This is a genomic window from Bacteroidota bacterium (genome assembly GCA_016714535.1).
GTDB lineage: Bacteria > Bacteroidota > Bacteroidia > AKYH767-A > OLB10 > JADKFV01.
Map to the genome: position 1 here is coordinate 395,196 of JADKDR010000006.1, position 24,250 is coordinate 419,445.

At 38.2% G+C, this 24,250-nt stretch carries 21 protein-coding genes and 2 pseudogenes; 19 read left to right on the forward strand and 4 right to left on the reverse strand.

Translation table 11 applies throughout. The features are described 5' to 3' along the window. Positions 1-166: 166 nt before the first annotated feature. The 4 genes from IPO27_11100 to IPO27_11115 form a co-directional block, all read right to left on the reverse strand. A complete protein-coding gene (locus IPO27_11100) occupies positions 167-685 on the reverse strand; it encodes a transposase (protein ID MBK8847057.1) in 519 nt (172 codons plus the stop codon). 700 nt (positions 686-1,385) lie between these two features. Further along, the gene (locus IPO27_11105) at positions 1,386-1,985 is read right to left on the reverse strand and encodes a bifunctional nuclease family protein (GenBank protein MBK8847058.1); all 600 of its coding nucleotides are present in this window, start codon (positions 1,983-1,985) and stop codon (positions 1,386-1,388) included. A gap of 21 nt (positions 1,986-2,006) precedes the next feature. Next, a complete protein-coding gene (locus tag IPO27_11110; protein ID MBK8847059.1) occupies positions 2,007-2,981 on the reverse strand; it encodes an electron transfer flavoprotein subunit alpha/FixB family protein in 975 nt (324 codons plus the stop codon). Between the two features lie 19 nt (positions 2,982-3,000). Beyond that, positions 3,001-3,738 carry an electron transfer flavoprotein subunit beta/FixA family protein gene (locus IPO27_11115; protein ID MBK8847060.1) on the reverse strand — a complete coding sequence of 246 codons (738 nt, stop codon included), beginning with the start codon at positions 3,736-3,738 and terminating at the stop codon, positions 3,001-3,003. A 195-nt stretch (positions 3,739-3,933) separates the two neighbouring features. On the opposite strand from IPO27_11115, the gene IPO27_11120 reads away from it, so the two are divergent. The 19 genes and pseudogenes from IPO27_11120 (at position 3,934) to IPO27_11210 (ending at position 24,247) form a co-directional block, all read left to right on the forward strand. Further along, entirely contained in the window at positions 3,934-4,233 is a 300-nt protein-coding gene (locus IPO27_11120; GenBank protein ID MBK8847061.1) for a hypothetical protein, read from the forward strand. Between the two features lie 96 nt (positions 4,234-4,329). Continuing rightward, positions 4,330-4,608: a hypothetical protein gene (locus tag IPO27_11125; GenBank protein ID MBK8847062.1), complete on the forward strand. Its 279-nt coding sequence runs from the start codon at positions 4,330-4,332 to the stop codon at positions 4,606-4,608. Continuing rightward, positions 4,605-4,790: pseudogene (locus IPO27_11130) on the forward strand (carbonic anhydrase). Before IPO27_11125 ends, IPO27_11130 begins: the two are co-directional and overlap by 4 nt. 87 nt (positions 4,791-4,877) lie before the next feature. Further along, positions 4,878-5,528: a carbonate dehydratase gene (gene can / locus IPO27_11135; protein ID MBK8847063.1), complete on the forward strand. Its 651-nt coding sequence runs from the start codon at positions 4,878-4,880 to the stop codon at positions 5,526-5,528. 84 nt (positions 5,529-5,612) lie between these two features. Then, a complete protein-coding gene (locus IPO27_11140) occupies positions 5,613-7,229 on the forward strand; it encodes a SulP family inorganic anion transporter (protein MBK8847064.1) in 1,617 nt (538 codons plus the stop codon). A gap of 777 nt (positions 7,230-8,006) precedes the next feature. Further along, positions 8,007-8,561, forward strand: a pseudogene (locus tag IPO27_11145) (carbonic anhydrase). Between the two features lie 157 nt (positions 8,562-8,718). Continuing rightward, positions 8,719-9,987, forward strand: coding sequence for a phosphoribosylformylglycinamidine cyclo-ligase (locus tag IPO27_11150; GenBank protein MBK8847065.1), 1,269 nt, complete (start codon positions 8,719-8,721; stop codon positions 9,985-9,987). 12 nt (positions 9,988-9,999) lie between these two features. Next, a complete protein-coding gene (locus IPO27_11155; GenBank protein MBK8847066.1) occupies positions 10,000-10,878 on the forward strand; it encodes an NAD kinase in 879 nt (292 codons plus the stop codon). Between the two features lie 99 nt (positions 10,879-10,977). Continuing rightward, positions 10,978-13,536, forward strand: coding sequence for a choice-of-anchor L domain-containing protein (locus tag IPO27_11160; GenBank protein ID MBK8847067.1), 2,559 nt, complete (start codon positions 10,978-10,980; stop codon positions 13,534-13,536). 231 nt (positions 13,537-13,767) lie between these two features. Continuing rightward, positions 13,768-14,256, forward strand: a complete 489-nt coding sequence (locus IPO27_11165; GenBank protein ID MBK8847068.1) for a hypothetical protein — start codon at positions 13,768-13,770, stop codon at positions 14,254-14,256. A 68-nt stretch (positions 14,257-14,324) separates the two neighbouring features. After that, positions 14,325-14,630 (forward strand): hypothetical protein, encoded by a 306-nt coding sequence (locus IPO27_11170; protein ID MBK8847069.1) that lies wholly within the window; start codon positions 14,325-14,327, stop codon positions 14,628-14,630. Between the two features lie 158 nt (positions 14,631-14,788). After that, on the forward strand, positions 14,789-15,313 hold the full coding sequence (locus tag IPO27_11175) for a hypothetical protein (GenBank protein MBK8847070.1): 525 nt from the start codon (positions 14,789-14,791) through the stop codon (positions 15,311-15,313). 248 nt (positions 15,314-15,561) lie between these two features. Beyond that, the gene (locus IPO27_11180) at positions 15,562-16,065 is read left to right on the forward strand and encodes a hypothetical protein (protein ID MBK8847071.1); all 504 of its coding nucleotides are present in this window, start codon (positions 15,562-15,564) and stop codon (positions 16,063-16,065) included. Positions 16,066-16,133: 68 nt separating this feature from the next. Continuing rightward, complete coding sequence (locus IPO27_11185; protein ID MBK8847072.1) at positions 16,134-17,045, forward strand: hypothetical protein; 912 nt, start codon at positions 16,134-16,136, stop codon at positions 17,043-17,045. A gap of 676 nt (positions 17,046-17,721) precedes the next feature. After that, the gene (locus IPO27_11190; protein MBK8847073.1) at positions 17,722-18,951 is read left to right on the forward strand and encodes a T9SS type A sorting domain-containing protein; all 1,230 of its coding nucleotides are present in this window, start codon (positions 17,722-17,724) and stop codon (positions 18,949-18,951) included. Then, on the forward strand, positions 18,948-19,865 hold the full coding sequence (locus IPO27_11195; GenBank protein ID MBK8847074.1) for a hypothetical protein: 918 nt from the start codon (positions 18,948-18,950) through the stop codon (positions 19,863-19,865). Before IPO27_11190 ends, IPO27_11195 begins: the two co-directional genes overlap by 4 nt. Next, positions 19,865-20,014 carry a hypothetical protein gene (locus tag IPO27_11200; protein MBK8847075.1) on the forward strand — a complete coding sequence of 50 codons (150 nt, stop codon included), beginning with the start codon at positions 19,865-19,867 and terminating at the stop codon, positions 20,012-20,014. Before IPO27_11195 ends, IPO27_11200 begins: the two co-directional genes overlap by 1 nt. After that, complete coding sequence (locus IPO27_11205; protein ID MBK8847076.1) at positions 20,001-20,381, forward strand: T9SS type A sorting domain-containing protein; 381 nt, start codon at positions 20,001-20,003, stop codon at positions 20,379-20,381. The genes IPO27_11200 and IPO27_11205 overlap by 14 nt, the downstream gene beginning before the upstream one ends. Positions 20,382-20,818: 437 nt before the next feature. Beyond that, the gene (locus tag IPO27_11210) at positions 20,819-24,247 is read left to right on the forward strand and encodes a hypothetical protein (protein MBK8847077.1); all 3,429 of its coding nucleotides are present in this window, start codon (positions 20,819-20,821) and stop codon (positions 24,245-24,247) included. Positions 24,248-24,250: the final 3 nt, after the last annotated feature.

The window sequence follows — 24,250 nt, forward strand, 5'->3', positions numbered from 1 at the left end:
GCATCTCCATTTTTGAAAGAATGCCCATAAATCAACTGTTTCAGGAAACTCAATTACAATATTTCAAAGAACAAAGTTCTAAACAGTTGATACTGTTCGACTTATAACGCAACGCTAATGATATTGGAAAATATTTTGCTTTTGGTTGGTGTTATCACCAACCACCTCAGATATGTTCAACATAATGCGTTATGAAATCATAATTCGGTTCATTGAGGAGATAGAATTTAGCACTTGAATATTTATAGTTTTCAGGTTGCGTTACCAAGCTCCATTTTGGCACAACAGGATTATTGTGGATATAATCAAGTTTTTGTTCAAGTACTATCCTGTTATACATGGTAGATGAATATGGCCTTCTTTCCCAAATCTGAAATGCCCTATCACTCTGAGTTGATTTGAAATATGGAAGTACTTTGGGGTGATTAGCTATTAAATCAAATTTTATTTGTTGTGCGGTAAATTTTAAAAAATCCCTTTGCACATCTTTATCATTTATTCCTTCGTGCATACGCCATAGCAAATGAATATGATTTGGCATTATGACAAATCCGTAAATCCACACCCGTTTATTTTCAACCAGAAATTTCATGCTATCAACTATAATTTGTTTATACTTTTCCGGTTGTAGTAACTTTTGCCATTGGAGAATTGTTGCAGTGAAGAATTTTATTGAATTGCCCATCGAAAGCAAACATAATGGAATCGATGCTTTTTGCAAAATTCTTTTTTGGTGGTGATAAGACTGACCAAAGGCAAAATTGGTTGGTGATAACACCAACCAAAGGCAAAATGCGATCAGTCAACTATATTGTCTCAAAAACTAAGCCTAATAAAGGTAAAATACTTACAGATAAAATTACGCCTCTTCCATGTTGTATAGATTTCTCTTCGCAAATCGTAAAACTGTCTTCAATTTGGAAACGTAAAAATATCACTTAAAATTTTGAAGCTCAAAGATTTGTAAACATTTGATACGTGTTTCATATACGAGAGTAAAATCGCTAATTTATATTGGAAAATATTTAAAAGAATTTTTTCCGCAAAAAAAGGAGAACTAATAAAAGCCCTCCTCCATGATATCTAAACCAATATTTAATTATTCTACTTCCATCCTGCCGACTGCAATAATTTCATCATTCATTTTTATGATAAACATATTTACGCCTCTAGTCATTTGATTACGTTCCACCTTTACGGTATTGGAATTATTGTTTTCTATTCATTTAATTAGCCTTCCTGCCATATCTACTAAAGGTTTTAAATAAAATTTGAGAAAAAATCGAAAAGGCAAAAAGGCTTGTTATAAAGGCAGAAACAATATCTCAGTGGTCAAAATGGAATAAAAAAATATTGACACCGTGTTCGATGTTATTGAAAAGCATTTAGCTATTCTTACGCTTATTAATTTCATCACGCAAGTGAGATGCTTTTTCATAATCCTCGTTTTCAAGTGCTTTATTAAGTTGGTCATTGAGGTCATCGAGCGTAACTTCGTTAAGCTCCACGTTTACCATTGCCTTTGATGGTGTTGTAATTTCTTCCGGTTCATCATGTTCATCGCTTTCACTTTCTTCAAATATTACTCCCGATTGCGACAGAATAAATTCGAACGTATAAATGGGGCAAGAAAATCTTACTGCCAATGCAACCGCATCGGAAGTGCGTGCATCAATTTCATGTTCATGTCCTTGCTCATCACTACAAACTAACTTGGCATAAAAAATTCCTTCTTTAAGGTTGTAAATAATAACCTCGGTAATGGCAATGTTAAACGTTTCGGCAAAGCTACGAAAGAGGTCGTGGGTAAGAGGTCGCGAAGGAGTCATTTGCTCAATAATAACGGCAATGGCATGAGCTTCAAAATTGCCAATAATAATAGGCAACCTGCGTTTGCCGTTTAATTCACCAAGGATAAGTGCATAAGCCCCTGTTTGGGTTTGACTATATGTAAGCCCAACTATTTCAAGTTCTATTTTATCCATGGAAGGCATTTACCAGTGCGATTAAGCGTTGGCGGCTTTGAATTTTTTAACTGACTCAATAAGGCGAGGTATTACTTCAAAAGCATCTCCAACTATACCATAGTCAGCTGCTTTAAAAAAAGGTGCCTCTGAATCTTTATTAATTACTACAATGGTTTTGCTTGAACTAACTCCTGCTAAATGCTGTATTGCTCCTGATATACCAATGGCAATGTACAAATTTGGACTAACAGCAATGCCAGTTTGCCCTACGTGTTCAGAGTGTGGCCTCCAATGAGCATCGCTCACGGGCTTGCTGCACGCAGTGGCTGCACCAAGCAAGGATGCCAACTCTTCTATCATACCCCAATTTTCGGGTCCTTTAAGACCGCGGCCTGCACTTACTACCAATTCGGCCTCAGGCAAGGATACCTTATCTGACGCTCGCACCGTTTCGCGCACCCCCATCGAAAGAGCGTTTTCACTTATAGCAGGATTAAAATCCTCCACGGAGCAGTCTGTGTTTTTCTCTTCAATCTTGTAGCAGTTGGCCGAAAGGCTAATTACTTTAATATCACTGATGATGTTTACATTGGCATACGCCTTACCTGAGTAGGCACCTTTGCGAATGGTAAATCCATTTTGAGTTTCGGGTAATGCAATGGCTCCATCAACCAATCCAGCCTTTAGGCGGATGGCTACACGCGGTGCCAGGCCTTTTCCTGAAAAGGAATTGCTCATGATAACCACCTTAGCATTGCTTTGAGTAGCAGCTGCAGCAATTACTTGTGCATAAGCCTGACTGTTGAAATTGTCAAGTCGATTATTATGGCAATGCAACACCTTGCTCACTCCATATTTTCCCAACAACATTAGCTCGTCATTTGCTACTGCGCCAAGCACAATAGCCGTGCACTGATCTTGCAACATGCCCGATACTGCAGCCGCATAGCTTGCTGCTTCTAATCCTGATTTTTTAAATTTTCCGTTTGTATGTTCTAAGTATACTAGTACCATGAGTTTCTGTTTGATGGTTTTAAATAACTTTTGCTTCGTTATGTAATAAGTCGATCAGTTTATCTGTTTCGTCAGCATTTACAAGGTTTACAGATGACCGTGGCTTGGGCTTGTCAAAACTTACCACTTGGGTAAGCACATCGAAACTGACAGGCTCAATTACTGCAAGCGGCTTGGTGCGCGCGCTCATTATGCCACGCATGTTTGGTATTCTTGGTTCAGCCATACCCTCCGAAGCACTTGCTATCATTGGCATAGGCACTTCTACCACCTCTTTGCCTCCCTCTATTTCACGCTCAAGAATCACCTTTGCGCCTTCTACAACCAATGACTTGGCAATAGAAACATTAGGCAGGTCGAGCAATTCAGCAATCATGGCAGGTACCTGAGCGCCATTATAGTCAATGGATTCGCGACCACACAATATGAGATCAAATCCCTTATCATTTGCATAATTAGCCACCTGAGAAGCAACATCAAAAGCATCGCGAGGTGCACAATTAATTCGAACGGCATCTGTAGCCCCTATGGCTAGCGCTTTTCGAATGGTAGGTTCGGTAGTAGCATCGCCTACATTAATAACCGTTACACTGCCACCTGAAGCTTCGGTAAGCTCTAGTGCGCGGGTAAGGGCTATTTCATCATACGGATTAATAATAAACTGAAGCCCTGCTGTTACTAGGCCTTTACTATCATCTGTGAAATTAATTTTGGAAGTCGTATCCGGAACGTTACTTATACAAACAAGAATTTTCATATTTTTCTTTAAAAACGGACTGCAAAAGTAAGGTAAAACTTAGAAGGTGCAAATTCAACTTGTGCTGCATGGCATGAATAATGTCTGCTTTTAAATATATACATTGATTTTCGAGGTTTTATGTTAAAGATTTTCTTAATTTTCTATCCTAATTAATTAACCAACACTAAATTCACTTACTTTCGCAGCCAATCAATGAAAAGTTTTGTTAGCTGCATATTGTTATTATGGTTCACTGCCTATATGGTGGCTGAAAATGTTTTTGTGCCGCTAGCTGAACAAGCCCAAATTGAATTGAATATCGAAGACTATTCAGAATCGAGTGAAAAAGAAGGCAAGACTAAGGCTGAAAAGGATATAAAAGACAAACTCATTTTTTTTAGCAAGGTAATAAATTGGGATAATAAACGAAAGCTAAAAAGTTGCCTCCTGTTTGATGAAAATATTTTTCATTCCATAATTATTGAAATCAATACACCTCCTCCCAAAATTTAATTTCAGCATCCCTCCTTTTTTCTTATAAAAACGTTGCGGTTATTTAACTGTTATGAATTTATAACATTTTCAATTTTAAAATAAATTTAAATATAAATGAAATTCAATCATAGAGACTTACTTGCAGGCCTTATAGTATTTTTGGTCGCAGTGCCGCTATGCCTTGGCGTAGCGCTGGCTTCGGGCGCTCCATTATATTCGGGTATGATTGCCGTCATTACAGGTGGTATTGCAGTAGGTATCCTTAGCCAATTGCCCATCAGGTTTATTGGGCATGCTGCTAGCTTTACAGACATCGTTTTAGCGGGGATTACCAAGGAAGTAACAAGTTTAAAAGACAACATTGATGTAACAAACAAGATAAAGAAACAATGAAAACGTTAACAAAAGAATTACAAGATGCCATTACACCATCTATTGCATTACAATTACTTCAAGATGGTAATAAGAGATTTGTCAATAATTTAGAAGCAAATCGCAATCTATTGCAACAGGCAAACGAGACCTGGGATGGACACCATCCATTTGCGTTGGTTTTAAGTTGTATTGATAGCAGAATTTCATAAAAAACGAACAATTCTAAATAAATTTAGTAAAAAAAATAACGAACAAGTCACAGTCTCTCACTAAACAAATTAAAGATTATGCAAAAAAATAAAATTAAACAAGCGTACGAAAAGTTATTAAAAAACAATAAAGAGTGGGCAACGGATGCAGTCCTAAAAGACCCTGAATTTTTTAATAGGCTAGCCAATGTCCAGTCTCCAGAGTTTTTATGGATAGGTTGCAGCGATAGTCGTGTGCCAGCGGATAGGGTAACTGGAACTCAACCTGGAGAAATATTCGTACATAGGAATATAGCTAATATGGTTATCCATACAGATTTAAATTTACTTTCAGTTTTAGAATACGCTGTAGACCATCTGAAGGTTAATCACATTATCGTGTGTGGTCATTATGGATGTGGTGGAGTAAAAGCAGCTATGTCAAGACATAATTTTGACCTAATCAACAAATGGATTCGGAATATTAAGGATGTATATCGAATCCATCGTGATTTAATTGACCATCAGACTAAGGCCGAAGATAGATTGAATAAGCTTATTGAGCTAAATGTGCAAGAACAAGTTATGAATCTTGCCAAAACTAGTATCGTACAGCGAGCTTGGAAAGATAGAAAAGGTCCAGAAATACATGGCTGGGTTTATAGCCTAGAAGATGGGTTAATTAAAGAATTATGCAACATGACCCATGAGGATTATTTAGATCCTTTGTATGAGTTTGATGATTTGTAGAATTACCTTTAAATAGTGTAGTAATTAATAAGCATGAAAATACAGCTTTTACCTAAAAAAATATAGTTAGTAATCTAATAAAGTATGAATTTAAAAAATCTTAAAAGCGATTTCCCAGCGAGCATCGTTGTGTTTTTTGTAGCACTCCCTCTTTGTTTAGGTATAGCTCTAGCCTCTGGTGCACCGCTTTTATCGGGTTTAATAGCAGGCATATTAGGTGGTGTAATTGTGGGATTTTTAAGTGGATCAAATCTGGGTGTGTCTGGCCCAGCAGCAGGACTTGCAGCAATTGTTGCTGTGGCTATCAAGGATCTTGGCAGCTTTGAGGTGTTTCTTGTTGCAGTGGTTTTGGCCGGAGTTATACAAATTGTATTTGGTATATTAAGATTTGGTATCATTGGTTACTTTTTCCCAAACAGCGTAATACTTGGTATGCTTTCGGGTATAGGAATAATTATTATCTTAAAACAAATACCACATTTAGTTGGATATGATAAAGAACCAATGGGCGCAGATGAGTTTGCAGAAGCATCAGGTGAAAATACATTTTCCGCTATTACACATATATTTAGCAATATAAGTCCAGGTTCTATAATTATTGGTGTTTTGGGTTTTGCTATAATACTATTTTGGGATAATATTTTGGCCAGTAAGTCCAAGATATTCAAAGTAATTCAAGGTCCAATTATAGCTGTTTTCGTAGGCACTGTTGTAAAAATAATTTTTGACAACTATTCAGATTTAGCTGTAAAAGACATTCATTTGGTTTCAATTCCTGTGGCTAATAATCTTAATGACTTAAAAGGCTTCCTTACATTTCCTGACTTTAGTGCAATCACTAACCCTAAAGTTTTAACTATTGCTTTTACTTTAGCTTTAATAGCAAGTTTAGAGACTTTATTGAGTGTAGAAGCTACAGATAAGTTAGATCCTGCTAAAAATACAACACCAACGAATCGTGAACTATTTGCTCAAGGTACTGGCAATATCTTATCAGGCTTAATAGGTGGTTTGCCTTTGACTCAAGTGATTGTAAGAAGCTCTGCCAATATACAATCTAATGCTAAAAGTAAATTATCTACAATTATTCATGGTCTATTTTTATTACTTGCTGTATTGGCTTTGCCAAAATTATTAAATCATATTCCATTATCTGTATTGGCTGCTGTACTCCTTGTAGTAGGGTACAAACTAGCTAAACCAAGCCTATTCAAAAAAATGTGGGACAAAGGCTGGACGCAATTTGTGCCTTTTGTGGCTACAATTGTTGTAATCGTAGCAAAGGATTTATTGTGGGGCGTGTTAGTAGGGTTATTTATAGGCATTATCGTAATTATGGTTAAAAGCTACCAAAACTCAATGTTTCTTCACATAGACAAAGCAAATGACAAATTCGTTAAAATGGCTTTTGCCGAAGAAGTAACTTTCTTGAATAAAGGAGCTATAGCAAAACAACTTCAAAATCTACCAAGTGATACCACTTTGGAACTTGATATTAGAAATAGCAAATATATTGATAGTGATATCATTGATATTCTTGAAGATTTTACCGTACAAGCCAAGAATAAAAATATCACAGTACATTTACTTTCTGAAAGAGGTAATGAAACTAATCCTCAGAGTTATGTAGAGTTTTTCAAGAAAGAAAAAATCATGAAATATTCTTATTTTGATTCAGGCGATACTGCTTATAAAAAATAATAGGAATATATTTCTGTTTTCTTAATAGAGAACTAAAAACCGCAAAACACCCTTAGTAGATTTACTGAGGGTGTTTTTTTATCTCAATATTTGAACTTGATTCCTATGGCCTTTTCATTGGTGGGATTGGGGTTTGGGTAGCTAGCAATATGATAAAACCATTTGAAATTAAAGAAATCAAACATGAAGGAAAATTCGAATTTTCGATGATGGTTTACACTGCTATTATGGTACCAATGACAGGTTTTTTGACTGGCGTACTTTCCTCATTAGTTATTTACCTTGTGGTAAAATATGCTTTCAAAAAAAATTGAAAAGAAAAAAATTAGTCAGTAACAATAAAGCGGCCATCAAGATTACCTTGCAAATACTTCCCAAAAAATTCCACCGTAATTATTGATGCATCTAAAACCAGTTACATCGATTATGATGTTCTTGAATTAATCAGAGATTACCAGAATTCGCAGGCCACCTTAAATGGAATAAATCTCCAGCTATTCGGATTTAAGGAAAGGTACAAGTTAAAAAATGATGGAAATATTATTGTTGAACATTTATCTGATGCCAATGCAACTCCCAATAAAGTGAAAAAACTGAGTTCAAAAAAAGCCTTAGAAATTTTATCTAAAGCAAAAAAACAAGATTAAAATTTATAAACAAAAAAGATATGCGAGCACACACTGCTCTTTCGCAGCAATCAACTACTCCGCAGATTGCACTTTATTACTTAAAGAAGGCAATGAACGATTTACAAAAAACCTAAAAGTGAACCACGACATGCTTCAGCAAACTAACGAAACCCGGGATGGGCAATGGCCACTTGCTGCAATTATCAGTTGCATGGATAGCCGCACTTCTGCCGAACTGATTTTTGATCGGGGTTTGGGAGACTTATTTAGTATTCGCATTGCCGGAAATATCATTAACGATGCTATTCTTGGTAGTGTAGAGTTTGCAACCGCAGTAGTTGGGTCAAAACTAATTCTTGTATTGGGGCATATATCAAGCGGGGCTATAAAAGGCGCACAAGGCAATGTGCAACTTGGTAATCTGAGCGGGTTGCTCGAACGCATAAAACCAGCCATCGAACGAAGCAAACAATAAATCAGCGGGCTTACTAATTTTTTAGATGATGATATTTATGCGTATTCCAATGTAAAACACAGCATGGAAGCGTTGGTTATATCAAGCACCATTATCCGCCAAAAACTGCATGAAGGAGCTATAGGAATTGCCGGAGCGGCATATAGAGTTAAGTCAGGTAGCGTTGACTTTTTTACCGCGGCCTTTGATGCAAATACATTATTTAGTGCTCCTGGCGTGATATCGTAATTAAAAAAATAAAGATTTGATTGGTTTAACCGGCAAGACCATAAGTACTTGCCGGTTTTTTTTGATATTAAAAGCCTGCAATTACCTATGGTATAGAAAGTTTTTTGCAAAGCATTTAGGCTTTTACATGTCAAAAGCCATACCTTAGCCGACACTTATGCAAAACACAGAGCAAAGCGAAAAATATGCTGCGCGAGGAGTATCGGCAGGCAAGGAAGATGTACATGCCGCTATAGTCAATACCGATAAAGGACTTTTTCCAAAGGCTTTTTGCAAAATATTTCCTGATTTTTTAGCTAACGACCCAAGCATGTGCACCATCATGCATGCAGATGGTGCAGGCACGAAATCGTCATTAGCCTATGCATACTATAAGCTAACGAATGACATTTCGGTTTGGAAAGGAATTGCGCAGGACGCATTGGTTATGAATACCGATGACCTCATGTGTGCCGGTGCCATAGATGATATTTTATACAGCAGCACCATTGGGCGCAACAAACACCTGGTGGGTGGTGAGATCATAAAATCAATTATTGAAGGTACCGAACAGTTGATAAACGAACTGGGAAAATTTGGAATAAAAATATATACCACCGGAGGCGAAACAGCCGATGTAGGCGATCTTGTGCGTACCATCATTGTTGATACTACGGTAGCATGCCGATTGCAACGCAATCGGGTTATTGACAATGCCAAAATTAGCCCCGGTGATGTTATTGTTGCTTTTGCATCTTACGGTGAAGCCACTTATGAAAGCGGGTATAATGGTGGCATGGGTAGCAATGGTCTTACCAGCGCGCGGCACGATGTATTTGATAAATCAATAGCCGAACATTTTCCCGAAACCTACGACTCCGCGCTTCCTGAACACTTAGTATACTGTGGCCGTTACAAACTAACGGATGAAATTCGTGTCGATAAAAATAACCCCACAGTTTACATTGTGAATAGAGGCAACCAATTGCTGTATCAATCAAAAGAAAAGGTTGGAGATGATTACTACACAACCACCATGGGTAAGCTAGTGCTATCACCTACACGAACCTACTTGCCATTGGTAAAGGATATTTTCCTTTCGCATCATGCAGATATACATGGCATGATACATTGCAGTGGTGGCGGTCAAACCAAAGTTTTGCATTTTATTGACCAACTGGAAGTTGTAAAGAATAATTTGTTGCCGGTACCTCCCCTGTTTGATATAATACAACATAGCTCGGGCAGTGAGTTGAGCGAAATGTTTAAGGTGTTTAATATGGGTCATCGGCTCGAAATCTATACCCACAAGCAAGCAGCTGAAAGCATGATTGAAATTGCCCGAAGGTATAACATCCCCGCCCAAATAATTGGATATTGCAAACCCGCTGCCGGCAAACAGGTTAGCATTCACTACCAGGACCATGTATTTAATTACACCTCATAAAAGCACGCAATTATGACCATCGCATTATACGGCAGGCAACAAAACACAAGCAATATTGAATTTATCGAATTCCTGATAAATGCATTAAAAGCTGTTGGATGCGATTTATTATTTTTTGATAATTTTTTGCATTTCTACAACCGACATGCTGCCAAAAAGATTGATGCTCCACAATTTACCTCAAACGATGAATTGAAAAATAAAGCTGATTTTTTGTTTAGTATAGGAGGTGATGGTACCATACTCGACACCATTACCATGGTGCAGGACTCCGGCATGCCTGTACTTGGCATAAACACCGGCCGGTTGGGCTTCTTGTCAAGCATCAATAAAAACGAAGCTGCGTCAGCAATCGAATCGCTTAAGAAAGGATTATATTCGCTTGATAAGCGCGCATTGCTTAGGCTCGAGTCAAACAAAAATATTTTTGGCAAAACATTCTATGCACTCAATGAATTAACCATTCATAAAAAAGACAGTGCTACTATGATGATTGTGCATACGTTTTTAAATGGCGAGTACTTAAACTCTTACTGGGCCGATGGATTAATAATTGCAACCCCTACCGGAAGCACGGGCTATAGCATGAGTTGCGGTGGCCCCATCATTATGCCACAAAGCGAAAATTTCGTAATCACACCCATTGCACCACATAATTTGAACGTACGCCCCATTATTGTAAGCGATAAATCTGTAATTTCGGTGGAAGTGGAAGGGCGCAGTCAGTATTTTCAGGCTTCGCTAGACTCGCGCACGGTTACCATCGACTCATCTATTCAACTTGCTGTGCGCAAAGAAGACTTTACCCTTAACCTGGTGCGCCTCGACAATGAAAATTTTCTAAGCACCCTGCGACATAAGCTGAATTGGGGTATGGACTTACGAAATTAAGATTCGGCACGGTGCATCCATACAGCCATAAATTTAGTCTTTTAAGCTAAAAGAAGTTTAGTACATTTGTCATAAATTTATCCTGAAAAATCATCATCTATGAAAAAATTAATTGGATTGCTAATGCTAGCAATTATTCCGTTTGCATCTAAATCACAGTTAACGGTAAGTGGTGGCCTTACACCACAGCAATTGGTTCAAAACGTTTTGTTAGGAAGCGGTATTACTGCTTTTAATGTTACCTTCACAGGCGACCCTGTTGCCATTGGAACTTTTAATGGCGTTAATTCGAATATTGGTTTGGATAGTGGCATTATTATGACCAGTGGTGATATTGCCCAGGCGGCAGGTGCCAATACCATGCAGGGTGCTGGGCTTGCCAATGGTGCTTCGGGCGATGCAGATCTTGATTTCATTAACAGCACCACCACACAAAATGCATGTGTACTTGAATTTGATTTTGTTCCTGCATCAAGTAATATAAAGTTCAATTTCGTATTTGGGTCTGAAGAGTATAACGAATTTGTTAACTCCAGTTTTAACGATGTATTTGCCTTCCTGCTTAGCGGCCCCGGTATTATTGGTCAGCAAAATCTGGCCCTGGTACCTGCTACCACTTTACCTGTTGCTATCAATAATGTAAATAATGGTAATGCCTTTGGTCAAAGTAATGGCCCTTGTACAAATTGCACCTACTTCATCGACAATACCAACGGAACCACTGCCCAATACGATGCTTTTACTACCGTACTAACTGCGTATGCCATTGTAAATCCCTGCGATACCTTTCATATCAAATTAGCAATTGCAGATGCGGTTGACCAAATATTGGATTCAGGAGTTTTGCTTGAAGCTGCAAGTTTTACCGGAGGTGTTCCTCTTATTAGTGCCACCTTTGCTTCACAATATGCTCTAAACGATTCTTCCATTATAGAAGGTTGTACCGATGTAACCGTACGTTTTTCTTATCCTGATACGGTTGCAGTTGATACCTATATTAAATTAGCGTATGCTGGCACAGCTACCAATGGTATAGATTATAATCAACTACCTGATTCTGTAAAAATTCCTGCTGGCGACTCTACCACTTTCATTTCTATTTATCCTGTTTCGGATGCATTGCCTGAAGGTGTTGAAACCATAGAAATTTCTCAAACCAACTTACCGCCATGCCTTGTTGCTCCTTCTCCGCTAATTGTAAAAATCAGAGATAAAACACCATTTCAGGCATATGTAAGTAATGACACTACCATTTGTTCCGGAAATACCGTAAACCTTCAAGCATTTATTGTTACAGGTCAGCAGCCATACACCATTAGTTGGGACAATGGGGTTTCTACCGATTCCATTTATACTGTATCGCCTACGCAAACTACTACTTACAATGTTAGCATAACCGATGCATGCGGACAACCATTTACACAATCGATAACAGTATCGGTATTGCCCAATGGACCCGTACTAGCCTTAAGTGATACAACCATTTGCCCCGGCAGCAGCGTATTGCTCATGGCCAATGTTGGACTAGGGGCGGCACCACTTACGTTTAACTGGAACAATGGAGCAGCCACTACGCAGTTCTATCAAGTTACTCCATCTGCTACCACTACCTATACGGTTACCGTTACAGATGCATGCCAGCAATCGAGTACGGGCAGTATCACGGTAACTGTGCAAAGTGCAGGCCCTCAAATATCAATTATTCCTGGCGACACTACCATTTGCCCCGGAGCAAGTGTGGTGCTTTCCATTAACACCAACCTGGGTGTACCACCATTTACCTATACGTGGAACAATGGCTTACCATCAACTAATAATGTTACCGTAACACCGTCATCGGCTACTACCTATAGTGTTACCGTAACCGATGCCTGCACACAAACTACCAATGCCACAGTTACTATCAGCATTTCGTCTACCCCATCATTATCAATAACCCCCGGTGATACAGCAGTATGCGAAGGCACCCAACTTACTCTGGTACCTACCGTAACCAATGCTGCGGGCAATGTTCAATACAACTGGGACAATGGACAGGCTACATCATCAGCATATACCGTTACCGTTAACAACACGGTGGCTATCCCGCTAACTGTAACCGATGCTTGTGGCAGCACCGCCTCGCAAACCGTAAATATTACTGCCAACAAAGCGCCTACCGGAACCTTAGCCGGTCCCGATACTAGTTGCAATAACAACGAAGCTGCCTTTACCTTTACTGGTGCAGCTGCCTCTAATGCAAATTATACATGGCAGTTTACCGGTGCAACTGCGGTAACGGGCAGTGGCTCGGGTATACATCAAGCTACCTGGAATGTGGCTGGCACTTACCCATATACCCTCGTGGTAGACGATGGTAGTTGCCCAAAGCTTACCTTAACCGGTGAAATTGATGTTATTCCTTGCGAGATAATTATTCCAAACATTTTCACTCCTAATGGCGATAATTTTAATGAGCTATTCTTTATTCAAGGATTAGAAGCATTTCCAAATACTCGGGTAGAAATTTACAACCGTTGGGGTAATTTAATTTACGAAACCGATAATTATAAAAATGACTGGAGAGCAACAGATGCTCCCGATGGAGTATATTATTATATTGTAGTACCTACAAGCGATAAAGTATATAACGGTACCGTTACAATTATGAGGAAGTAGTTTTTTTCAAAACAGAAATAATGCCCGGCACGTTTTCGTTGCCGGGTTTTTTATTTAAAAGCTATAAAAATAAATTAATTAGTGCCTGCCCGAAAAGCCTCCAAACGCATTGATATCAACGGTTTCGTGTTGATAAGTAATGTCGAAAGTTGAAAAGAAAAAACGATAATGATGGGTTTGATTCGTATTTTTAGGCGAGATTCAAAATAAATCAAGCAATGCGTCAACGATTTGATACAATTAAGAATAGGTCAATCACCTATCAGCGAAATTATATTTCCACCAAGCTATTTCAAAAGTCGTGATGAACAACCTGCAGCTATGTTTGCATTACTGCACATATTTAAAACACCGGCATTAAACGAAGCAGTGTTTTCTATCCTCGAAAAAAAAATAATACCTGCGCAAAAGCTACGTGCTAAAAATGGAAGGCCCGGTATGGATTTGTGGCAAATATTTGTACTCGCTACACTACGCCATGTGCTGGATTGCAATTGGGATAGATTAATGATGATTGCAAATCATGATATTATAGTTCGAGCGTTATTGGGCATAGAACACATAGCAGGATATGATGTGCAGCAATATGAATTTAAATATCAAACATTGATAGACAATGTAAACCTGATAGACGAGCAAATGCTGATAGAAATAAATACAGTATTGGTGGAGATGGGTGAAAAGATTTTAAAAAAAAAGAAGACGAAAAGATACATCTAAAAACGGATAGCTATGCGGTTGAAAAAAACATACACTTTCCAACTGACCTCAATTTGCTTTGGGACTCAATGCGCAAATGTTTTAGTATAATAGAAAATTGGCATGAGCAAGCAATCATAAACGGCTGGCGCAAAGTAAAAAGCAATACACAGACTTTTAAAGCCATATATCGCAACACAAGCTTTGCCGTATTCAAAGGCAGAAAAGAAGATGCGAAAAAAAAGCAAGTGAAACAATATTTGCAACAAGCCCGTCAACTATTACAACGATTTGAACTTGCCAAACAGGAGGTAATAAAAGCATCATTGACAGAAAAGAATTTTATTTTACTTGTGGCATTAAAGCAATATGAAAACTATGCAAAAAATTTATAGACCAAATAGAACGCAGACTACTACAAGGAGAAGTTATACCATCGAGCGAGAAAATATATTCCATATTTGAACCCGAAACAGAATGGATAACCAAAGGAAAAATAAACAAGCGAGTTGAGTTAGGCCACCTTGCATTAGTAACCACCAACCAATACAATTTGATAGTTGATTTCAAAATGATGGAAGGCGAAAAAGATGCAGCCCAAGTAAAACCATTGATAGACAGGCTATGCCAAAGGTATCCCAATCAAATAGAAAGTATCAGCTTTGACAAAGGATTTTATAGCAAAGAAAATTTTGAGTACGTATTAAATGCAGGAATACCACAAGTAGTGATGCCCCAAAAAGGCAAAAAAAATGTACAAGAGGCAGAATACGAAAACACAAAAATATTCAAAAAAATACGCAACCAACATTCCGCAATCGAGAGCAGCATCAACATGCTCGAACATCACGGAGCCAACCGCTGCCCCGATAAAGGACATAAAAACTTTTGCAAATATTTTGCCTTCTGTGTACTTGCCACCAACCTACATCTAATAGGAAACCAACTCCTAAAACAAGAAAAGGAACAGACACAAAAGGCACTAAAAAGCTGCATAAACGAAATATTCAACGCCCGTGGCGGAGCTATGCTTAGTCACGAAAAAAAACGATTTGCTCAATGTTTTTTCCGAAAATAAAGTCCAGTCACCGTTTTTTGAGCTGCTTTTTACAACCAAAAAAAATATGTACACTACTTCGAGCTGCCTTCTATTTCTTTGACAGGAGTTTTCGGGCAGACACTATATAGTGCCTGCCCGAAAAGCCTCCAAACGCATTGATATCAACGGTTTCGTGTTGATAAGTAATGTCGAAAGTTGAAAAGAAAAAACGATAATGATGGGTTTGATTCGTATTTTTAGGCGAGATTCAAAAAATAAATCAAGCAATGCGTCAACGATTTGAGCCACAATTAAGAATAGGTCAATCACCTATCAGCGAAATTATATTTCCACCAAGCTATTTCAAAAGTCGTGATGAACAACCTGCAGCTATGTTTGCATTACTGCACATATTTAAAACACCGGCATTAAACGAAGCAGTGTTTTCTATCCTCGAAAAAAAAATAATACCTGCGCAAAAGCTACGTGCTAAAAATGGAAGGCCCGGTATGGATTTGTGGCAAATATTTGTACTCGCTACACTACGCCATGTGCTGGATTGCAATTGGGATAGATTAATGATGATTGCAAATCATGATATTATAGTTCGAGCGTTATTGGGCATAGAACACATAGCAGGATATGATGTGCAGCAATATGAATTTAAATATCAAACATTGATAGACAATGTAAACCTGATAGACGAGCAAATGCTGATAGAAATAAATACAGTATTGGTGGAGATGGGTGAAAAGATTTTAAAAAAAAAGAAGACGAAAAGATACATCTAAAAACGGATAGCTATGCGGTTGAAAAAAACATACACTTTCCAACTGACCTCAATTTGCTTTGGGACTCAATGCGCAAATGTTTTAGTATAATAGAAAATTGGCATGAGCAAGCAATCATAAACGGCTGGCGCAAAGTAAAAAGCAATACACAGACTTTTAAAGCCATATATCGCAACACAAGCTTTGCCGTATTCAAAGGCAGAAAAGAAGATGCGAAAAAAAAGCAAGTGAAACAATATTTGCAACAAGCCCGTCAACTATTACAACGATTTGAACTTGCCAAACAGGAGGTAATAAAAGCATCATTGACAGAAAAGAATTTTATTTTACTTGTGGCATTAAAGCAATATGAAAACTATGCAAAAAAATTTATAGACCAAATAGAACGCAGACTACTACAAGGAGAAGTTATACCATCGAGCGAGAAAATATATTCCATATCTGAACCCGAAACAGAATGGATAACCAAAGGAAAAATAAACAAGCGAGTTGAGTTAGGCCACCTTGCATTAGTAACCACCAACCAATACAATTTGATAGTTGATTTCAAAATGATGGAAGGCGAAAAAGATGCAGCCCAAGTAAAACCATTGATAGACAGGCTATGCCAAAGGTATCCCAATCAAATAGAAAGTATCAGCTTTGACAAAGGATTTTATAGCAAAGAAAATTTTGAGTACGTATTAAATGCAGGAATACCACAAGTAGTGATGCCCCAAAAAGGCAAAAAAAATGTACAAGAGGCAGAATACGAAAACACAAAAATATTCAAAAAAATACGCAACCAACATTCCGCAATCGAGAGCAGCATCAACATGCTCGAACATCACGGAGCCAACCGCTGCCCCGATAAAGGACATAAAAACTTTTGCAAATATTTTGCCTTCTGTGTACTTGCCACCAACCTACATCTAATAGGAAACCAACTCCTAAAACAAGAAAAGGAACAGACACAAAAGGCACTAAAAAAAGCTGCATAAACGAAATATTCAACGCCCGTGGCGGAGCTATGCTTAGTCACGAAAAAAAACGATTTGCTCAATGTTTTTTCCGAAAATAAAGTCCAGTCACCGTTTTTTGAGCTGCTTTTACAACCAAAAAAATATGTACACTACTTCGAGCTGCTGTTTACTACGAATATAAAATAATTTCAGGGCTAACACCCCTCGAAATAAGATCAATTAGCTTTTCTACGAAGATACAAGGGCTACGCCCCTGATTTTACACATCTGAAGCACGGATGCCTATTGGTTTTGCAAAACGATATTTCAAATTGTTGTAAAATTGCAATTGGCGTGCCTTTTTTTCTTGTGGATACATACAGATATATGACTAGCTTTTTCACTTTACATTGAGTGATTGTTTAAGTTTTTGAATTTTCTATGTGCGAATTGTAAATTAACAATGTATGATGTTGTATCCGCATTTCAAATGCTGACGAGTGAGGGCATCCGTAAGTACCGCTGCAAGACTGTGCTGCGCCTTTGTGCGTAGTCACTTTTATTGCACAATTGTTTGAGGTTGCATACTCAGCAAATTTTAAACATGTATCTTCAAACTAATTTACCCGCAGCCAAATAGTATTATTTTTGATACTAATCTCGCCAAAGGCGAGACGTATTTTTATAAAAACAAAAAATATAAATTCCTTTTGCTATGAAAAAAAGTGTTGTTGTATTGCTTATTATCCATTGCACATTACAAATGGTGCATGCACAAACAGCCGACCAAAAGCGTAACATGCACTGGTATTTTGGTGTGTTTGCGGGTTTAGATTTTACAAGTGGTACAGCAGTTGCGGACACCAATGGGCAAATTTCTACATTAGAAAGCACAGCAGTAATTTCTGATACCAATGGCATACTGCAATGTTATTTTGGCTATGGCTATCAAACCAATTATGATTGGTGCATTTATAATCGTGAGCATAAAACCATGCCTAATGGATGTGGCATAGGCAATGGCAATAGTACACCGAACGACTGCGCAGTATTTATACCCAAGCCAGGCGATGATAGTACCTATTTTCTTTTTACAGTTGATGGCTGGGAAGGGCAATTTATGCGTGGTTTGCGCTGGCACGAAATAGACATGAGGCAAGATAGTGGTCGAGGGGATGTTGTATCAAAGGACAATGTATTTTTGCAGCAAATAAATTTGATTGATAGCACGGTAAAATATATTGTGCTGCAAATAAATGACCACGATAGCCTGGAGTTAATAGGCAATACAAATTTAAACATGGCAACAAGAGAAAATTATATTTTGCAATTGTCAACTGAAATAGAAAATCGCAATCTTTTATTTGCGCAGCGTGAAACATTTATAGTAAGTTTGTTGAACGAAGCAGCAACACGATTAGGCCAAACATCAACAAGCGAAACCCCTTTGATGAATGATAAAACAGTGTATGAAATAGAATTGGATTATCATACTTATGGTGAAAGTGTAATTGAAAACCATATGGTAACGCTTTACTCCATTGCTGTGCAATGTCCATACAGCGCGGGTAATGCAGTTTACAAAGCAAGAGCATGGCTCGAAAATTTGTACGATTCACTTTATTGGGACGATGCGAATGTTTGTTTTAACGAAGGCATTTATAGACAAAGCAATTTATCAAACCTGCCTATCAACAGCAACATTATTGTAAGACCAAATCCATCAAGCGGAATTGTAGAAATTGTAAAATCAAGAGCATTGCAAAGCAATTGCAGTGTATCAATAAAAAATTCAGTGGGCAAAATTGTATTTGAACAAGCAATTGATTGCAAACAAGGTTCGCAATTTATTGATGTAAGCAAACTTGCAAATGGTGTTTACACCATTACAATAGTGAGCGAGCAAACAATGCAACTCAATCAAAAATTAATTATCATGAAATGAAAAAGTTTGTATTAATTTTTCTTTACTGTTGTAGTTTAACCCTTGCCAATGGGCAAGGGTTGAACCATCAATGGTTGATGGGGAATCAATGGAATCAATTAGTTGATAAGGGTCGTATGACTTTTGACACCAATAGTTATACTCTAAATACTGAATTGCGCAAAATGAGTTTCGATGGCACCAACGCCTCCATCTGCGACAGCATCGGCAACTTACTAATGAGCAGCAATGGCGTATGGATAGCCAATGCCACAGGCGATACCATGGACAATGGCGCAGGCCTTAACCCGGGTTATTTTGTAAATTCATGGCCCAATGGTTTATTAATTGTAAACGGAAATATTATTTTGCCATACCCAGGCGATACCAATAAATATGTGTTGATTCACCAAACAAGAACCTCACTGGCTCCAGCAAGTTATCCTTCAAATGAATTATTTTATTCTGTAATTGACAAGACTTTGGACACAGGAATGGGAAGTGTAATTTCAAAAAATAATATTATTTTTCAAGATACAATTATTTGGGGCATTGCCGCTTGTCGCCATGCCAATGGCAGAGATTGGTGGATTGTAACTATTAAAGATAGTAGTGATATTGCATATAAAGTTTTATTAGCTGATAATGGAATCGCAAAAGTTGATACGCAAAGTTTAGGCTTTCTTCCATGGGGTTATGGAAATGCTTCGCGCATCCAGTTCAATCTTTTTGGTAACAAATTTATTTACACGACTTACGATAATCCAATTGACCGTAATAGTACAATAGTGCTTGCCAATTTTGATAGATGCACTGGCTTATTTAGCAATACTCAAACTAAAGTATTATCTAACGGTGCATATATTTGGGGTATTACTTTTTCGCCAAGCGGTCAATATGCTTATGCTGCAACATCAAACCTTTTATTTCGTTGATGTTAATACCTTTGCATGTAGATACGGTAGGTGTATACGATGGTTTTTATGACCTGCCAAACGCATATACAACATTTGGCCCTATGTACTTAGCCGCCAACGGCCACATATACATGATAAGTATGGGGCAGTGCCTTGCGCATACATGAAATAAGCGCACCTGATAGTGCCGATACACTTTGCAATTTTCAACAACATAATATTTTCCTCAACTTTTGGAATTTCCGCGCTGTACCAAATCACCCAAATTATTATTTAGGGTGCGATACAAGTTTGGGTTGCCCTTGTTTGGCTAATGTGGGGTTGCAAGAAAACGGCACACACGATTTTCGTTTTCGTGTTTATCCCAATCCTGTTGTAAATAATTTTGTTAACATAGGGTATATACTACCGCAAAACAAAAATGGAGTTTTAAAATTATATGATGTAAACGGCAAACAACTTTACACGCAAGGCTTGCCGCCTTGGAGTAATGAGCAAAGAGAAATTGCCATTGCTTTGCAATGGTATGTATAATCTTGTAATACAATCGGGTAATTTTATTGCAAGTAAAAAAATAATTGTAGCGCATGACAAATAGTTACGCAGAAACATTGACCACGAAAAGAGGCGCATCCGATAACAATAGATTTAATGAAATGGCGGCAGTTATCCGTACTCATTGCGTTTGCCGTGCTTCAATATTTTATCCGTACTCAAACCTTATATACTCCTAACCGCCACTTCATAAATCCCGAGTCGTTAAATCACATCACGGTTGATGTGTTTTTTTTTAATACAGCGACTGCAGGCCAATTGTTAGTGGGCGTTTTGATACCTTAGCAAAAAATAATTCATTTACCTAAGCGTTATCTTAGCAAGCCTTGCAGCTATACAGTCACATACTAAAACACAGAAGCCTTATACAAACTATATGGTCGCTTATGCTATTTATGTTGTGCTTGCCCCATTATATGCACGCACAACAAGGTTCCAACTACAGAGAACAAACTGTTTTCTTTAAAAAAGATACCATGGTGCTTGACACTGTAAGCATTATACCCGGAAGCATCCGTTTTTATAATTGCACCAATGCATTAATTGACAGCAATGCATACCGGATTGATTTTGCTAAAGCAAAATTGATTCTTATAAACCGAAATACCATTACCAACAACTATAGCTGCGATAGTGCAAAAATTTCGTATCGGGTGTTTCCACTGCTGTTTACACAATCATTTTATAACCGGAAATTACTCCCCAAAAATCCGGATAGCTTACGGATATTTGATAACTATGAGTATATACCTTCCACCTTCAGCGATGATTTTTTCACTTCAGGCGGCATCAGCAAATCGGGGAGTATATCGCGAGGCATCAGTTTTGGAAATAATCAGGATGTGGTGGTAAACTCAAGCTTGAGTCTTCAACTTGCCGGCAAGTTGAACAAGCAATGGGAAGTAGCCGCTGCTATTACCGATAATAACATCCCCATACAACCTGAAGGCAACACACAGCAATTGCAGGACTTTGACCGTGTATATATCCAATTGAAAAATAACAATACCCGTATACTTGCTGGAGATTTTGATTTGCTGCGGCCATCAGCTTATTTCTTAAGTTATTTAAAACGAGCACAAGGCATTCAAATCGAAAATCAAAATAACATAGCGGCAGATGATACCATTAAAAACCGGGTGGCAGCTTCGGCATCCATATCAAGAGGAAAGTATGCACGCATTGTTGTTAAGCCTATCGAAGGAAATCAGGGGCCCTACCGGATGACCGGAGCGCAAAACGAATTATCCATCATCATACTTGCCGGAACAGAGCGTGTATATATAGACGGGCAACTGCAAACCCGCGGTGCACAAAGCGATTATATTATTGATTACAATACTGCCGAAATTACATTTACGCCTCGCAGGCTTATCAATACCTTTATGCGCATTGTGGTAGAGTTTCAATATTCGGACAAAAACTACGTACGAACAATGCTTGCCGTAAATGATGAATGGCGATATAAAAAGTGGAAACTGAATTTCAATTTTTATAATGAGCAGGATAGCAAAAACCAACCACTGCTGCAGGAGTTGGATGATAGTTCAAAAATAATTCTTGCCAATGCCGGCAACAATCCTTTGCTGGCAGTAATTCCAACCATTGATAGTGTAGGTTATAATACAAACGAGGTGCTGTATGCTAAAATTGATACCATTGTAAATGGTATTCAATATTCCGATGTGCTGTTATATGCCATCAGCAGCGATAGTGCTTTGTACCGTGCGGTATTTTCGTTTGTTGGCGAGGGCAATGGAAACTACATTCAACTATTAAGTGCTGCCAATGGAAAAGTCTTTAAATGGGTAGCACCGTTAAATGGCCTACGCCAGGGCAGTTACGAACCTGTTTCGCAATTAATAGCACCAAAAAGAGGGCGACAACTTACCGCAGGTGCATCGTATGATATGCGTAACCAAGGCTATATACGTTGGGAAGGAAGCATGACCAATACCGATGCTAATTTATTTTCAAGTATCGACAATCAGGCAAATACCGGATATGGCAGCATGCTTAGTACGCTGCAACAATTTAAGCTGGATAGCGGTGCAAACCCGCTAACGATGGTATTGCGGGCCGATTGGGAATTTATCACCCAACGATTTCGGGCAGTAGAAGTATACAGGCCTCAGGAGTTTGCCAATGACTGGAACATTGCTGCTGACAGTCGCAAAACCGATGAACATATCGTATCGGGATTAGTTGGAATAAAAAAATCCAATTCAAAATTTTTGAATTATACCTATAAAACATTTTTGCGCGATAGCCTATACACCGGTGCGCAACATGGTATTAGTGCTGCTTACTCCATTCATCATTTTACGCTTACTACCAACACCAATTTATTAAACACCACTGCCACCGATTTTAATTCGGAATTTACGCGAAGCTATAATCAACTTACTAAGCAAATAAAGAAAATTGAAACAGGTTTACTTTTTAATTATGAAAAAAATGCCATCGCAAACCGCCAGTTAGATAGCATGTTGCAAGTGCCGGGGCGCAATTACATTGACCGTGGTGTATTTATTAAAACCATAGGAGATAATAATGCTATTAATTTTAATGCAAAATATAATTATCGAACCGATGATGAAGTAATTAAAAATAAATTGCAGCCATATGCTACCGCACATAATGGCGAAGCTGCCTTTGCATACAGGAAAAAGAAATACAGGATTGGCATACAGTCAGGTGTCAGAATTTTTGAATTGCTGCAGGATACTACACCGGCAAGAAAAGAACAAAGCATTGTTAACCGCATAGATGGAAGCGTTATTGCCCTAAAAGGTTTTATCACCTTAAATGCTACCTATCAAAATGGTACCGGCAGGGAAATGCGCAAAGAATATGTTTTTCTGGAAGTGGCTCCCGGCCTTGGCGTTTATACCTGGAATGATTATAACAGCAATGGCGTTAAAGAGCTTAACGAATTTGAAATTTCGCAATTTGTTGACAAAGCAAATTATGTAAAAGTATTGCTGCCCACCAATAATTACATCCGCGCTTTTTCTAATGCAGCTACGGCTGTTATCAGTTTAATGCCATCGAATTTATTTCAATCATCGCGACAAAATATTTTTCAAAAATTTCAAAATCAATTTGCCTGGAAAGCGGATAATAAAACTACTGATTCGGATTGGCGTAAGAGTTATAATCCACTTGCCGAAAATGTGCGCGATAGCAACCTGATAGCTGCCAACACTTCGTTGCGTAATACGTTGAGCTTTAATCGCTCTTCCGCTGTGTGGGATGTAGAGTATGTATATGTTGATTCGCGAACTAAATCTATACTCGCAAACGGATATGAATTCAGAACTCGTAATGGCAATACGGTTACAAGTAGGCTTACTATTGCACGCACATGGACTTTACTTATCAGAGGCGAACATGAAAAAAGTAATAACGAGTCGGAGTTTTTTAAATCGCGCAACTATTCTCTTTATACCCAACGTATATTCCCTACGTTAACATATCAGCCAACACCAGCAGTTAGTATTGCTGCAAGCTACAATTATGCTCAAAAAAATAATCGAACCGAAAACAAAGAAAGCGCCATGAACAGCGATGCAGGCATTCAGCTAAGGCTTTCGGGGTGGCGCAAAATAAACCTCACCCTTTTTTATAATTACATCAATATTAAATACCGTGGCGACCCAAACAGTCCGGTAGCGTATGAAATGCTCGAAGCCCTGCAGCCGGGCAATAACAGCCGCTGGGGATTGAACCTGTTACAAAACGTTTCGAAAACATTACAAATTGGAATTAATTACGAAGGGCGCAAATCAGAAACTTCAAATGCCGTGCATGTTGCAAATATGCAGGCACGCGCCTTTTTCTAGAAC